Origin of the sequence: Vibrio sp. 10N.247.310.24, assembly GCF_041467175.1 — a bacterium.
In the GTDB taxonomy this organism is placed as follows: domain Bacteria; phylum Pseudomonadota; class Gammaproteobacteria; order Enterobacterales; family Vibrionaceae; genus Vibrio; species Vibrio tasmaniensis_A.
This window is the reverse complement of sequence record NZ_JBFSUD010000031.1, coordinates 27110-41478: the sequence shown is the minus strand read 5'-3', so window position 1 is coordinate 41478 and position 14369 is coordinate 27110. Positions and strand designations below refer to the sequence as shown.

11 protein-coding genes are annotated in these 14369 nt (G+C 43.3%); 8 read left to right on the top strand and 3 right to left on the bottom strand.

All coding sequences use genetic code 11. The features are described from left to right. Window positions 1–131: 131 nt before the first annotated feature. Window positions 132–398 (bottom strand): Lpp/OprI family alanine-zipper lipoprotein, encoded by a 267-nt coding sequence (locus tag AB6E08_RS11735; protein ID WP_009845829.1) that lies wholly within the window; start codon window positions 396–398, stop codon window positions 132–134. Window positions 399–758: 360 nt separating this feature from the next. Between AB6E08_RS11735 and AB6E08_RS11730 the strand changes: the two genes are divergently transcribed. After that, window positions 759–2090 (top strand): DEAD/DEAH box helicase, encoded by a 1332-nt coding sequence (locus AB6E08_RS11730; RefSeq protein WP_009845828.1) that lies wholly within the window; start codon window positions 759–761, stop codon window positions 2088–2090. Between the two features lie 152 nt (window positions 2091–2242). On the opposite strand, the gene AB6E08_RS11725 is transcribed toward AB6E08_RS11730, so the two are convergent. Then, complete coding sequence (locus AB6E08_RS11725) at window positions 2243–3490, bottom strand: SGNH/GDSL hydrolase family protein (RefSeq protein WP_371708098.1); 1248 nt, start codon at window positions 3488–3490, stop codon at window positions 2243–2245. Window positions 3491–4005: 515 nt separating this feature from the next. Between AB6E08_RS11725 and AB6E08_RS11720 the strand changes: the two genes are divergently transcribed. Both AB6E08_RS11720 and AB6E08_RS11715 read left to right on the top strand, forming a co-directional pair. After that, on the top strand, window positions 4006–4947 hold the full coding sequence (locus tag AB6E08_RS11720) for a lipase family alpha/beta hydrolase (RefSeq protein WP_372064871.1): 942 nt from the start codon (window positions 4006–4008) through the stop codon (window positions 4945–4947). Between the two features lie 39 nt (window positions 4948–4986). Beyond that, a complete protein-coding gene (locus tag AB6E08_RS11715; protein ID WP_017101005.1) occupies window positions 4987–5880 on the top strand; it encodes a lipase secretion chaperone in 894 nt (297 codons plus the stop codon). Window positions 5881–6069: 189 nt separating this feature from the next. On the opposite strand, the gene AB6E08_RS11710 is transcribed toward AB6E08_RS11715, so the two are convergent. Continuing rightward, on the bottom strand, window positions 6070–7713 hold the full coding sequence (locus AB6E08_RS11710; RefSeq protein ID WP_372064874.1) for a methyl-accepting chemotaxis protein: 1644 nt from the start codon (window positions 7711–7713) through the stop codon (window positions 6070–6072). Window positions 7714–8177: 464 nt separating this feature from the next. Between AB6E08_RS11710 and AB6E08_RS11705 the strand changes: the two genes are divergently transcribed. The 5 genes from AB6E08_RS11705 to AB6E08_RS11685 all read left to right on the top strand — a co-directional run bounded on the left by AB6E08_RS11705 (window position 8178) and on the right by AB6E08_RS11685 (window position 14270). Next, a complete protein-coding gene (locus AB6E08_RS11705; RefSeq protein ID WP_009845822.1) occupies window positions 8178–8999 on the top strand; it encodes a phosphate ABC transporter substrate-binding protein in 822 nt (273 codons plus the stop codon). A 124-nt stretch (window positions 9000–9123) separates the two neighbouring features. Next, window positions 9124–10053, top strand: a complete 930-nt coding sequence (gene pstC, locus AB6E08_RS11700) for a phosphate ABC transporter permease subunit PstC (protein WP_009845821.1) — start codon at window positions 9124–9126, stop codon at window positions 10051–10053. A 64-nt stretch (window positions 10054–10117) separates the two neighbouring features. Further along, window positions 10118–10981, top strand: a complete 864-nt coding sequence (pstA, locus tag AB6E08_RS11695; RefSeq protein ID WP_012600195.1) for a phosphate ABC transporter permease PstA — start codon at window positions 10118–10120, stop codon at window positions 10979–10981. 75 nt (window positions 10982–11056) lie between these two features. Further along, the gene (pstB, locus tag AB6E08_RS11690) at window positions 11057–11806 is read left to right on the top strand and encodes a phosphate ABC transporter ATP-binding protein PstB (protein ID WP_009845819.1); all 750 of its coding nucleotides are present in this window, start codon (window positions 11057–11059) and stop codon (window positions 11804–11806) included. A gap of 319 nt (window positions 11807–12125) precedes the next feature. Next, window positions 12126–14270, top strand: coding sequence for a GGDEF domain-containing protein (locus tag AB6E08_RS11685; protein WP_372064879.1), 2145 nt, complete (start codon window positions 12126–12128; stop codon window positions 14268–14270). Window positions 14271–14369: the final 99 nt, after the last annotated feature.

The window sequence follows — 14369 nt, the reverse complement described above, 5'->3', positions numbered from 1 at the left end:
TCGAATTAGTACCTTCTACTCGAATTAGTAACGCCGAAAAAAAGCACCACATCCGTTAAGAGGTGGTGCTGTCTATTTACTGCATTTTGCGACTGATTTAATCTACAGCTTAATCGCACTGAGCTCTCAAACTATTTAGTGTAAGACTCTGCGATGTTGTCGATACGGTCGTTAGCACGATCCGCTTCTTCTTTTGCTGCCATAGCGGCTGCAGCTGCTTCTTGAGCTTTCATTTCAGCTGCCGCTTTATCGCCTTTAAGTGCTTCAACTTCACTGGTTAGCTCAGCAACTTGGTTAGTCAATTGATCCATTTGTGACATTGCAGCTTCTTCTGGCTCAGAAGAACAACCAGCTAAAATGAAAACTGAGGCTGCAGCTGCGATTAACGTCTTATTCATAAGAACTCCTTGCTTATTTATCATCAAAAGATGCGCTATACATTCTTTATCATATAGTCGCTTCATTAATGATTGTAGCGACTAATTTTTTAACTGCAAAAACAATAACTAGAGAAATTACTAAATTTTTGAGGTAATTAGCTGAGCGTCACGTTATGTCTCGTTTATGAGATGGAGGGGTGAGAGCCGGTTTTGATGTGTTTTGGAGAGTTATTTCTTTACGAACAATGCATACAATGTGCTAGCAAACGAGAGATAAAGGGATAAATTTTCTGTGATCTCTATCCTTATAAAGTACTTTCGCGGTATCATGTCACGTTAAATTAATTTTATTCAATACCATCATGACTGGAGAGTCCTTTGCACTTTAAAGATTTAGGCTTAGATAACCGCTTACTGAAGAACTTAAAACATTACGACTTCAAGAAGGCGACAGAGATCCAATCAAAAGCGATCCCTGTTGCTATTGCTGGTAAGGATCTATTGGCTTCATCAAAAACGGGATCAGGTAAAACATTGGCGTTTGTGTTGCCGATGATACATAAAGCATTAAAAACAAAAGCGTTTTCTGCTAAAGATCCTCGTGGTGTAATTTTGGCTCCTACTCGTGAGCTAGCAAAACAAGTTTACGGCGAGCTGCGTAGCATGCTTGGTGGTCTGTCTTACGAAGCCACACTTATCTTGGGTGGCGAAAACTTTAACGACCAAGTTAAAGCCCTGCGTAAGTACCCTCGTTTTATTGTTGCGACTCCAGGTCGTCTGGCCGATCACCTTGAGCACCGCTCACTGTTTTTAGATGGTGTTGAAACGCTGATCCTTGATGAAGCTGACCGTATGCTAGATTTAGGTTTCGCACCTGAATTGCGTCGTATCGCGAACGCAGCTAAACACCGTCGCCGTCAAACGTTGATGTTCTCTGCGACACTTGATCACGCGGAAGTGAACGACATTGCAAATGAAATGCTAGATTCGCCTAAACGCATCTCAGTGGGTGTTTCTAACGAACAGCACCTTGATATCACTCAGAAGTTTTACCTATGTGACCATCTAGATCATAAAGAAGCAATTCTGGATCGTGTTATTGAAGAAGCTGAATACCGTCAGGTGATGATCTTCACGGCAACTCGTGCTGATACTGATCGCCTAACCGAGAAGTTAAACGAGAAGAAGCTTAAAGCGGTGGCATTGAGCGGTAACCTAAACCAAACGCAACGTAATGCAATCATGAGCCAGTTCGAGCGTGCGGTTTACAAGATCTTGGTAACAACAGACGTTGCTTCACGTGGTATCGATATTCCAAACGTAAGCCATGTTATTAACTTTGACATGCCTAAGCATACAGAAGAGTACGTGCACCGCGTTGGTCGTACTGGTCGTGCGGGTAACAAAGGTGATGCAATCTCTTTGGTTGGTCCAAAGGATTGGGATAGCTTCAAGCGTGTTGAGCTTTACCTTCAACAAGATCTTACCTTCTCTGTACTTGAAGGACTAAAAGGTAAGTTCAAAGGTATTAAGCCGCGTAAACCTGCTTTTGCTAAAGGCGGGCCTGCGAAGAAGAAAACCAATACTCAAGCTAAGAAGACGCCGAAGAAACCGGTTAAGCGCGATAAGAGCTTCCACAAGAATGTGGCAGTGGGTGATACAGTATTTATCCCTAAGAAGAAAGTTGCGCCAAAAACTGACGACGAGTAATCAACTCGTGTGAGCTAAAAGATGATGTTTATAAAAACAGATCTTTATACAAGCTAGCGTAAACAAAAACCGCCTATGAAGGGCGGTTTTTTTGTATCTGGTTTCTACTCCTGAAAGGTGTTGTCTCAGGTTACAGAGTCATTCGAAAGGCTTTAGAAATCAAAGGTTGAGAATGAATACGCTAAGATATGGTCGGCAATGTATTTGTGGGTGGCGGTCGTTGGGTGTGTTACTCCCCAGAAGACATAGCTGTCTGATCCGTACGCTGCGCAATCATTGGTTAAGCTGTGACTTTTTAGGTAGTCGGCTGCTGAGCTTCTATTGATATTTAGGCAGGCATCACTCGCGTTTCGAAAGCCATGTTGCTCTGGATTATCGGTAATGCTGGCGAACAACGCGCTTGCATCGAACAACACCACGTTTTTACCCATGCTTTGGTAATACTTGGCCTGCGTCTTGATGAATTGATTGAACTCTAAAATCTTGCCACGAACTTTAATGATCTCTTGTTCAGTTGAGTATTTGAATTGAGGTGCTTTGGTTGCATCAGGCAAGGTGAACAGCAGGATACTGTTTGCACCAGATTCCGTTAAGCGGATCAAAGCGCTGCTGAAATCGGCTTTTACATCGGCCACTTCTCGGTTGTAGTTCATAAAGTCATTGAGGCCAAACTCCAAAGTAAACAACGAGTTTTCTGGGCGGTAGTTTTTGGCGATTTTCATATAGGTTAAGTAAGAGGTGACTTGGTCATATACTCCGGTTAATGCGACGTATTGATTGGTGCCAGCTGCCCCACCTACTGCCCAGTTATAAAGAGGCACATCTTTCGCCTTGGCTAAATACTCTGTCCAGACTAAACCGTTTGAAAAGTGCCCTAAAAACCATGAGTTAGCGTTCGGGAAAACCCATTGAGAACCGTTAAATAGGTTACCAGTGTCAGAAAGACTATCACCGAAGGTGACGATACGGTTGATGGTGTTCGCTTGGACAACGTTGTCATTTGTCCAAATCGAGTGGTTATAAGAGAAGCGATTGTCTGCGGCAAAGTAAGTGATGTCTGCGGCATCATTTTGGATGTCGAGCGTTTCTTCACAACGTTGCTTGATTTCAGGCTGGGGCGTATCACTGTAAAACATGTTTTTGAAGGATACAGAAGACCACCAGTATCCATTGATCGTGTAGTAATCACCATTTTCTTTTTTTGCCCATTTCCAGTCGGTGGCTGGAGAGTCATGTGAGGCATCGGTTCGATACCAGCATCGAACATAAGAATAGGTCTCGGAACCTTGTGTACCAAATACTTGTGCGGATGTAATGGATTCAGGTGTCGGTATTGAATCTTCAGCAGCATAAGCGCCAAAAGGCAGGGTTAACGCGAGTATAAAAGCCGTATTTTTCATCACTGTATTCTCTTTTATATTTAGTGAGCCAAACAAAACGTTGTTGCTTGTGACTGTTTTAATAACTAAATTGCAGATAACTGGTATGACCTATATCTAAAACCAATAGCTCTCGTCAATACATTCAGGTTGTTAGCGGCTCATAACTGGCATAAGTGTCAAAGTTTCAACCACTTTTTGATTGAAAAACAATGGCTTCGAAGTGAAATGGCTAATATCTAACATTTGATTTTAACGAACTATCGCAGGCAAACACGTCGTCATTGACCGGTATGTGATGACTTGTCTATTGAATGCTAAATGAAAACGTTATCAGAAGGGGGGGAGGTAAATTATAATTTAATCAGTAGCTTACCCGTTGGTAATATCAAGCGACGTTGCATTTTCTATGTTCATCACAATTGTTTAATTCAAGTTCAATATCACAAATATCAAGTTGTTACTTTTTGTTTTATAAAATCATCATCTACGGTTTCCTTGCTCATCAGAGGTCTAATCTGTTTAAGGAAAGAGCATTGAAAAAGATATTAATTTGGACGATAGCCTGCCTATCCAGTTTTGGCGTCTATGCCGGAACAAGCGCATCAGCATTAGAAACCAGCGGATACACTGCAACGAAATACCCTATTATGCTGGTACACGGTTTGTTTGGTTTCGATACATTAGCAGGCGTGGATTACTTCTATGGCGTACCGGAGTCTCTAGCAAAAGATGGTGCGAGCGTATACGTTGCTCAGGTTTCAGCTACCAACAGTTCCGAAGTTCGTGGTGAACAGTTACTCGCTCAAGTCGAGACGCTATTAGCCGCGACAGGCGCAAGTAAAGTGAATCTAGTCGGTCATAGTCACGGTGGTCCTACTGCGCGCTATGTCGCATCGGTTCGACCTGATCTTGTTGCTTCGGTGACGAGCATTGGTGGTGTTCATAAAGGATCTAAAGTGGCAGACCTTGTTCGCGGGACGGTATCTGAAGGGTCAGTTTCAGAAGGTATCGCGGTTAAATTGGCTGGTGGATTGACGGCGCTTATCAACCTATTATCTGGTGGAACGGATCTTGATCAAGATGGCCTTGCGTCTCTTGAAGCGTTGACCACTGAAGGTTCGCTTGCATTCAATCAGTTTTACCCTGAAGGCGTGCCAACGTCTGAGTGTGGTGATGGTGAATGGCAAGCAAACAACGGTGTCTATTACTATTCATGGACAGGCTCTTCCACTTTTACCAACCTTCTTGATCCTACCGACGGAGCGATGACAATCCTTGGTTTAGCTTTTAATGAACCTAATGACGGGTTAGTGGGAGCATGTAGCGCGCATTTGGGCAAAGTGATTGGTGATGACTACAAAATGAATCACCTAGACGAGATCAATGGACTATTGGGTATCCACCATCTTTTTGAGACCGATCCAGTGACCTTATATCGTCAGCACGCCAATCGATTGAAGTTGGCCGGCCTTTAGGTAGCACTAACCGTTCATTAAGAGAATAAGGAAAGTATGATGAAAAAGATCGCCATTTTGTCGATAACCACGATAGCCCTGATGAGTACAGCGGCGGTCTTTTTATATCTAAAGAAGGAAGATACAAGTTCATATAATAACAGCGAACAAAGCGCTTCTTCATTGAAGGTTAGCTCTCAACAAGATACCGAAATCGATAGTGCGTCAGCTAAAGACATGATGGAATATTTCGTGTCAGGCAATACAGAATTAACCCTCGAAGATATTCGCGACAATGTGGCAAAACACCACGAGCAATCACAAGCTACGATTGTCGATGAAGCACTGTTTGCCAAGTATCTTGAGTACAAGGCGGCACTGACAGCATTAGACGTGCAATTCGACAACACCTCTATATCCGCTGAGGACTTACGTGCACTGAATCAAGCTCTCCTCGATCTTCAAGCACAGTTTTTCAGTGAGAGCGAGATAAGTATTTTGTTTACCCATGACAACAGAATGAGGGAAATCGCTTTAGAAAAGTTACTTCTGAAACAAGAAGGGCTAGACGAGTCAGAATATCAGCAAAGGCTTGAGTCTTATCTATCTGAACAGCCAGATTACGTTCAAGCCAGTCATCAAAATCAGGTATTACTCCCACAGCTATCCAGTTCAGAAGGTCTAGACGAACAAGGTAAATACTTGAAAAGAAGCGAACTGGTCGGAGAAGAAGCGACACAGAGGCTCGAAGCGCTTGATCAACAAAGGGCGGACTTTGATGGAGCTTTAGAAATTTACTTTGTTGAACGAAATGACATTTTGAATGACTCCGAACTCTCTGAAATTGAGCAACAAGAGACTATCGCACAGCTTCGGACTACGCATTTTCAGCCACAACAGCTGAGAAGGGTAGAAGCGATTGAAAGAATCAGAGCTGCTCAGAGCGATCAGTAATCTCCAGAAATTAAAAAAGCCAACTACTGATGACTCAATAGTTGGCTTAATAATGAAGGACGGTTACTGCAATCTGTACATGCTAAGTAAGTGCTTACAGTTTAAGGCTTAAATTTTGTATCCTAGAGCCTATACCATAAGCCGTTACAGCTTGAACCTTAAAGCTTATTCGCCCTTAAACCTTACTCCTTAAACCTTAAAGAAGCCCAACTGCTGCTTTTGTTGTTCAGCGAGGTTTGATAACTCGTGGCTTGCTGCTGCTGCTTGGGTAATGCCGGTTACGTTTTGGCTTACTAAGCTGTAGATATTTGAGATATTACGGTTAATGTCTGAAGTCACTTGGCTTTGCTCTTCTGCTGCTGCTGCGACCTGAGTGTTGATTTCCGTGATATCCGTTACTGAGTTCGCAATGCCGGAAAGTGCAGAGCTTACCTCACCCGAAAGCGTCTGGTTATGCTCCAGCATAGACAGCGAACTGCTCATACTCTCATTCGCGTTTCCAGATTGAACCTGCAAGCCTTCAATGATGGTTTGGATTTCTTTGGTCGAATCTTGTGTACGTGCTGCTAGCATTCTCACTTCATCAGCTACAACCGCAAAACCACGTCCGCTTTCACCTGCACGAGCGGCTTCAATGGCAGCGTTAAGCGCAAGAAGGTTAGTTTGCTCTGAGATGCTTTGAATAACCTCAATGACATTACCAATCTTCTCTGAGTGCTCTTTTAGCGTGCCAACAACGTTCGCAGCTTCGCTAAGCTGAATCGCCATTTGCTCGTTTGCTTGGTTACTTTCATTAAACAAGCTCATGCTGTGTGTCGCCATTTCGTCAGCTTGCTTAGACGCGGAGTCGGCTTGTACTGCATTTTCGTTGACGTTTGCTGCTGTGCTCTCAAGTTGATTCACGGCAGAAGCAACTTGTTCCACTTCTTGCTTCTCTTGGTCTGAGTTCGCACTTGATTGTGTCATTACAGCAGCTAGTTCAGTCGATGCTGACGCAACTTCGATGCTGATTCGAGACAGTGAACTTACCGTGTCACGCAATTGCTCAACGGATTTGTTTACGTCTTGCGCAAGACGTGAGATCTCATTGTCTCCATGTTCTTCGGCTTTTACTAGCAGGTTACCTTTTGCTACTTCGCGCATGGTTGCCTGAATATTGTTGATTGGTTTAACAATGATGCCAGCCAGTGTCCAGCTAATAACAAGAGCAATAGAAAGAATCACTAAAAGCCCAATAGTCGCAGTATTTAGGGTGCTAGTGTGTTGCTGACCATTGGTATGGACTTGTTGAGTAGCAAGCAAGTTTAGCTTTTTAGAAAGACTGTCGATTGCTTTTACCATTTCGTTACCTGCATGGCGGTATTGGTCAATTGCCGTTTGGTAACGAGTATCAAAGTCAGAAGTTAGCACTGAGTTACCGTGTTTTGCCTTTAACAGGGGAAGCATGGTATTGCGTGAAAAGTTAACGTAATGGTCCATCGCCTTGCTCATTGCTGCGACTTCATCTTGCATACCTGGCACTGTGTCTAATGAGCTCAGTAGGCGTGAGTTTTGATCGCGTTTTTGATTAAGCGTTTCAACGAGTGTGTTTACATCATCAGGGTTGAACAAGCTATAGATTGCTTTGATGCGCATGCCGTAACTATTGTCGACGATTTCGCTGAGTTCTTCTTTATGTAGAATGAGTTGATCTGTTGCTGTTGATACATCTTTAAATGCGTTTTCCAGCTTGTCACCACCGATGATGACACCCGTCAAAAGTAATATGACGGAAAAGAGTACTGGAATAAGAATTTGTATTTTAATTGATAAGCCACTGAGAAGTTGGCGCATGAATTGTCCCTCTATAAATAAGTAAATGAGCCGATGCAATTGCTTTTATTATAATTATCCCGTGATTCTAACTACTGAGAATGACAATTCAATCAGTAATACATTCGATTTAGATATATGCGATAGGTAATTGATAAATTACGGTTATTTATTGTGCAAAATGAGCGTTTTTCTTTATTTCTCTATGGTTTTCCCGTTATGGTTTGGTGTGTGGTAATTGGTAATATTCGGTATTGGTGGAATGTTGAACGATTTGGGTTAAATAGATTGAAATAAGTGTTTAACGTTTATGAGTTATTTAAACTTATTGCTTCAAGGTTATTTGACACGAAAAAAGACGAAAATAAATGTCAGCTGTCATATAGGCTTCAATTTAATGAAACACAACTGTCACATTCAGATTCTAAAGTGGGCACCGTTCAAGTTAAACACAACGGCAATAACGCCACTTAAGGAAATTTGTGATGAAAAAGACAGTTATCGGTGCAATCGCTCTTTTAGGTGCACTAACAGTGACTCCAGCTTCAGCTAAAGAAACTATTTCAGCAGTTGGTTCAAGCAGCGTGACGCCACTGATGGAAGTTTTCTCTGAAACATACATGAAAACGAATTCAAACGTATTTATCGAAGTACAAGGCCCTGGTTCGTCTGCTGGTGTTAAAGCGGCGAAGAACGGCAGTGCAGATTTAGGTATGTCTTCTCGTAACCTTAAAGATAGCGAGAAAGAAACAACACTCGTTGAAGAAGTGGTTGCTCGTGACGGCATCGCAGTCGTGGTTAACCCTAAGAATGGTCTTGACGGTCTAACGGCTGAGCAAGTAACGGCTATCTACAAAGGTGAAGTAACAAACTGGAAAGACGTTGGTGGTGCGGACAAGCCAATCGTAGCAATCACTCGTGATACAGCATCTGGTACTCGCGGTGCATTCGAAGACATCATGTCTCTTAAAATGAAGATTTCTGGCACGAAAGTATCAGCAATCTCTCAACGTGCTCAAGTTGCTAACGGTAACGGTGCACTAAAAACAATGGTTGCATCTAACCCTTACGCAATCGGCTATATCTCTTTAGGTACAGTAGATAACTCAGTAAACGCGCTTGCAATTGACGGTACTGAAGCATCTGTAGACAACGTTAAGAACGGTTCTTACAAAGTAGCTCGTCCTTTCCTAGTACTTTACAAAGAAGGTAAGCCTTCTTCTGAAACTCAAAAGTTCCTAGATTGGATGCTAACTGACGAAGCTCAATCTCTTGTTGAGAACAAAGGCTACATCTCAGTTAACTAATCTATATCTCAATTAATTAAATATTGCTCAGCCTACCTTTTCAGGCTGAGCCTTTTCTATCCCACTTCGAGTTAATCCGTACGCTTATACAGCGTGTTAAGGATTTCGATATGTGAGACTTGTTATGACCATCGCAACGAATAGTGAACAGCTTATGAATAGCGAAGCGACTCAACTGAAACGCGGCTTACGTAAAAAGAAGCGTGTAGATTGGAAAGAGCGTATTTTTCACGGCTTATTCCTTACTAGCGCAATCATCGGCATCGTATCCCTTGCTGTTATTGCTTTTTTCATCGTTAGAGAAAGTATCCCTGCGTTCCAGGAAGCGGGCCTATCGGGCATCGTGCTAGGACAGAACTGGCTACCACCAGCACTTTACGGTGTTGCTACCATGATTGTGGCATCTGTCGTATCGACATTAGGTGCAGTAGTGGTCGGTGTGCCGATTGGTGTATTAACGGCAATCTTTATTGCTGAAATCGCGCCAAAGCGTCTGGCGGACATCATTCGTCCTGCTGTCGAATTGCTAGCGGGTATACCTTCGGTAGTTTACGGCTTCTTCGGACTCGTTATTATCGTTCCCCTGATTCAAAACGTATTTCAAGTGCCTGCGGGTAACACGATTTTGGCGGGTATTATTGTTCTGGGTGTGATGATCCTTCCGACGGTAATTACGGTTTCTGAAACCTCAATCCGTGCTGTACCAAGAACGTACAAAGAAGGTTCCTTAGCGTTAGGTGCTTCAAAGATCTTTACCATCTTTAAGTTGCTCGTTCCGGCTGCTCGCTCAGGCATCATGACGGGCGTAATTTTGGGTATTGGCCGTGCTCTTGGTGAAACGATGGCAATCATTATGGTGATGGGTAATGCGCCAGCAATGCCTGAAGGTATTCTAGATTCAGCGCGTACACTAACCGCGAACATTGCGATTGAAATGTCTTACGCGAGTGGTATTCACGCAAGTGCGCTCTATGCGACGGGTGTTGTTCTCCTTGTTTTCATCATGTCTCTGAATGCAATTCTCCTTTACTTGAACCGTGAGAAGGCGAGGTAACATTATGTCTTTAGAAAATAACGTAGCACCTCAAACTAATCCTACGAACCCGCAAGGTAAGACGATGAATAAAATCGCGTTAAAGAAAGCCCGCGCACGTAAAGACGCCGTCCTGAGTGGTTTTATATGGGCTGCTGCCGCGTTAACGGTGGGCTTCTTGTTCTGGATTATGTGGTACATCCTCTCAAACGGCTTACAGCACGTTGATTGGAATTTCATCACGGATGACTACACGCGAACGGGCGATGAGCACGGCATTTTTCCGATGATCATCTCGACCATCTACATGGTTATTGCTTCGATTGCGGTTGCGGCGCCATTGGGTATCATGACGGCAATCTACCTGACTGAATACGCAAAAGTAGGCAGTCGCTTAGTTAAGATCATTCGTTTTTGTACCGAGTCATTAGCAGGTATTCCGTCAATCATCTTCGGTTTGTTTGGTATGACATTTTTCGTAGCTATTTTAGGTTTAGGTTTCTCTATCCTATCGGGCGCGTTGACACTGAGTATCTTGATTCTTCCAGTGATTATTCGTACTACTGAAGAAGCATTGATGGCGGTATCTCAAACTTATCGCGAAGGCTCTTATGGTTTAGGTGCTTCTAAAATCTACACAATCTGGCGTTTGATTCTACCAAGTGCAATGCCGGGTATTATCACTTCAGTTATTCTGAGTATTGGTCGTGTTATTGGTGAATCAGCGCCAGTATTCTTGACCGCAGGTATGGTTGCTCGTATCCCAGATTCATTATTGGATTCTGGCCGTACATTAACCGTTCACTTATATAAGTTAACGACGGAGCTATTTACCATTGAAGAATGGAATCAAGCATACGGCACAGCAACAGTACTGATTGTTCTTGTACTGCTGATCAACACACTCACGAAGTTGATCGCAAGACGTTTTAATACTGCAACTTACTAAGCAGGGTTTTCTAGAGCCAAATGAGCTCCTAAAACAAAAACAGTACAGACTTTGACGAATTACGAGATTACGAATATGAACAAATTTAATATTAAAGACCTAGACCTTTTTTACGGCGAAAACCAAGCGCTTAAATCAATCAACCTACCCGTACCAGAGCGCCAAGTGACCGCTTTGATTGGCCCGTCGGGTTGTGGTAAATCAACGCTATTACGTTGCTTGAACCGAATGAACGATCTTATTGAAGGTGTAAAAATCACCGGCCTTCTTGAGATGGATGGCGACAACATCTACGGCAATATCGATGTGGCTGATCTACGTATCAAAGTCGGCATGGTTTTTCAAAAGCCAAACCCATTCCCAATGAGCATCTATGAAAACGTGGCATACGGACTACGTGCTCAAGGGATCAAAGACAAAAAGCACATTGATGAAGTGGTTGAAAGTTCACTTCGCGGCGCGGCGCTTTGGGATGAAGTGAAAGATCGTTTGAAAGCACACGCATTCGGTTTGTCTGGTGGTCAGCAGCAGCGCCTGTGTATTGCTCGCACCATCGCAATGCAACCTGACGTAATTTTGATGGATGAACCTACTTCAGCTCTTGATCCAATTGCGACTCATAAAATAGAAGAGTTGATGGAAGATCTGAAGAAGAACTTCACTATCGTTATCGTAACGCACTCAATGCAGCAAGCCCGCCGTATTTCAGATCGCACGGCTTTCTTCCTAATGGGGGAGCTTGTAGAGCACAACGAAACCAGCGTTATCTTCAGCGAACCAAAAGATGATCGCACTAAAGGTTATGTAAACGGTGACTTTGGTTAATTGCTTAATCGATAACGTGGTCAATACCACTAACTGAAACGCAGGTTAGATAATCGATTCGATTTACAGAATTATCACTATAACTATAAGCGATGGAAGTTTTGCCCCACTTTAGGTGGGGCTTTTTTATGCTGTTAAAAAGCATCACATGTCGACGAAATTTTGGGCAGGAAATCCCATTTTTGTAGTCCTTCTCATGCTTGTGATAATGCAAAAGGTCAAATTGCGACCCACTTAACATCTCATTTTTAGTTACATTGATTGCATATCAAGGCTTCTGTATTTTTGCGTTATTCTTATTAGCCAATGGACCAACGCCGTGCATGTTAAAGCCTTTGCAAAACAGATATCTGCTACGCGTGATCACCGTTTATTGGCTGAGTCTCTGTTTGACTACCTGATTAAAATGCTTGGCCCCCAAGGGGTCGGAATATTTGCAGAGCCAATACCAGAAAGCGACTCGTTACCGTTGTTTTCCTACGGTGAATTAACCTCTCTTGATCATTACCCTTCAACATTTTGGCCATGGGTTTCACAGTTCGACACTGCAGATGGTGTGTTACCGATGTCGCTCAATACGTGCAAGTGGGAGCACAGTAAAGCGCTTGGTGGAGAGTCGTTCATCATGATGCTCGACAACGCACCAGCCTGTAGAACTTATTTAATTATTCAAAATTGCATCGCAGAAAAAGTTAATCAAACCTTTGACCAAGGGCTGGATGGCCTTCAATTAGCGGCAGCTCGCTGGCAGTGTATTCGCGCAGAAAAAAATGCAGCTATCGAGATTAAGCATAGGGATACACGTGAAGCGCAATATCTTGATGAAATTAAGCTTCGAGAGTTGTTTGTCGAGAATATGAAATTGGTTCATCAGGTGGCGTTAGAGCTCTCGAACCCTGAATCATTGGATGCACTCTACAAAGCATCGGTAGAGGCGGTACGCGATAGACTTGGTTTTGATCGCGCCATATTTATGTTGCTTGATATGAAAAAGCGTTGTTTTAGTGGCACCTACGGCACCGATGAACTAGGAAAAACCAACAGCGAACATCACACTCAATATGACCTGCATCAGCTTGAATCGGAATATATCGAGGCATTGTCTGACAACCACACTAACTTGGTCGTTATTGAACATGCTCCACTCTACACTGAAGGTAAGGTTGTAGGGCAAGGGTGGAATGGCATGCTTATCTTGCGTGAAGGGGATAAACCCGTAGGTTGGATTGCTATGGACAACTACATTCACCGCTCGCCAATTACCAATTACCAAAAGCAGATGCTTGAATCGTTCGGCTCTCTGCTGTCTCAGATATACATTCGTAAACGCCAAGAACTGAACATCCGAATGCTACATTCGAGTATGGTTGAGTTATCTCGCTGCGATAGCGTCAGTGCTGTGTGTAAGTCCGCCGTCAGTTTTGCTATTCAGCATTTAGGCATTGATCGATTAGCTGTTTTCCTTACCGATAAAAATTGCAGTTACATGCAAGGTACTTGGGGTACCGACATAAAAGGCGATATTGTCGATGAGTCTTATTATCGCTCCGAGCTGGTAGAGCGCGACATTGTGTCTGCAGCTCGTACTTACCCTAACCAAGTCGCTTTTGAAGAATCGGTCCCAATTTATCATGATTATAATATTGTCGGAGTTGGCTGGACGGCAATGACAATGCTCACCACAAATACAGGCGTTCCGATTGCGTTTATCGCTGCGGATAATTTGCTAACACGAAGCCCTTTAACTTCACAACTGCGTGAAGTGATACGTATCTTCGCCTCTAGCCTTGCTGAAGTCTTACAAAGAACCATGGCGCAAGAAGAGATCAAAAAGCTCAATGAAACCCTAGAACAAGAGGTTAGCAAGCGAACTCAAGAGCTTGAAAATGCCATTGAACAGCTCGATGTGATTTCTAAACTCGACCCGCTGACTCGTCTTGGTAACCGCCGTATGCTGTCACAAGTTTTAGATGATCTGAATTGTGAGGAACAAGGTGCATTTGCTACGCAGAATGAGGTCACCTTTGGGTTAATTCTTGTCGATCTTGACCATTTTGGTTTGTACAACAGTGTCTATGGCCATACTGAGGGGGATGTCGCTTTACGTGCCATTGGCAAGATACTGAGCACTCATGTTTACGGTGATCAAGAAACCTTCTGCCGTATCGGCGGTGAGGAGTTTATGTTGTTGATGATCGGCACCAATCACACAACAACAAAGCAGCGTGCAGAGTCGATTCGACAAAGTATTGAAGATGCAAAAATTCTCCATTGTAAAAGTAGCACTAGCCAATATTTAACCGCGTCTGTGGGTTATGTATCGATAACTTCGGATCAGCGCCAGTTCGATTTTGATTTGTTGTATGGCAAGGCTGATAAGGCTTTGTATAAGGCGAAAGATTCGGGGCGAAATAGAATTGTCTCTGCTCTAAAGCGAAGAAAGGTTGCGGCTACACTGACTTAGTGTGGTATCTGTTTTTCCCGTTCTCAAAAACGACTGAAGCCGTGATGTTCACAATGTGGTCATCACGGCTTCATTTTTCTGCCAGTTTTATTTCCTGGT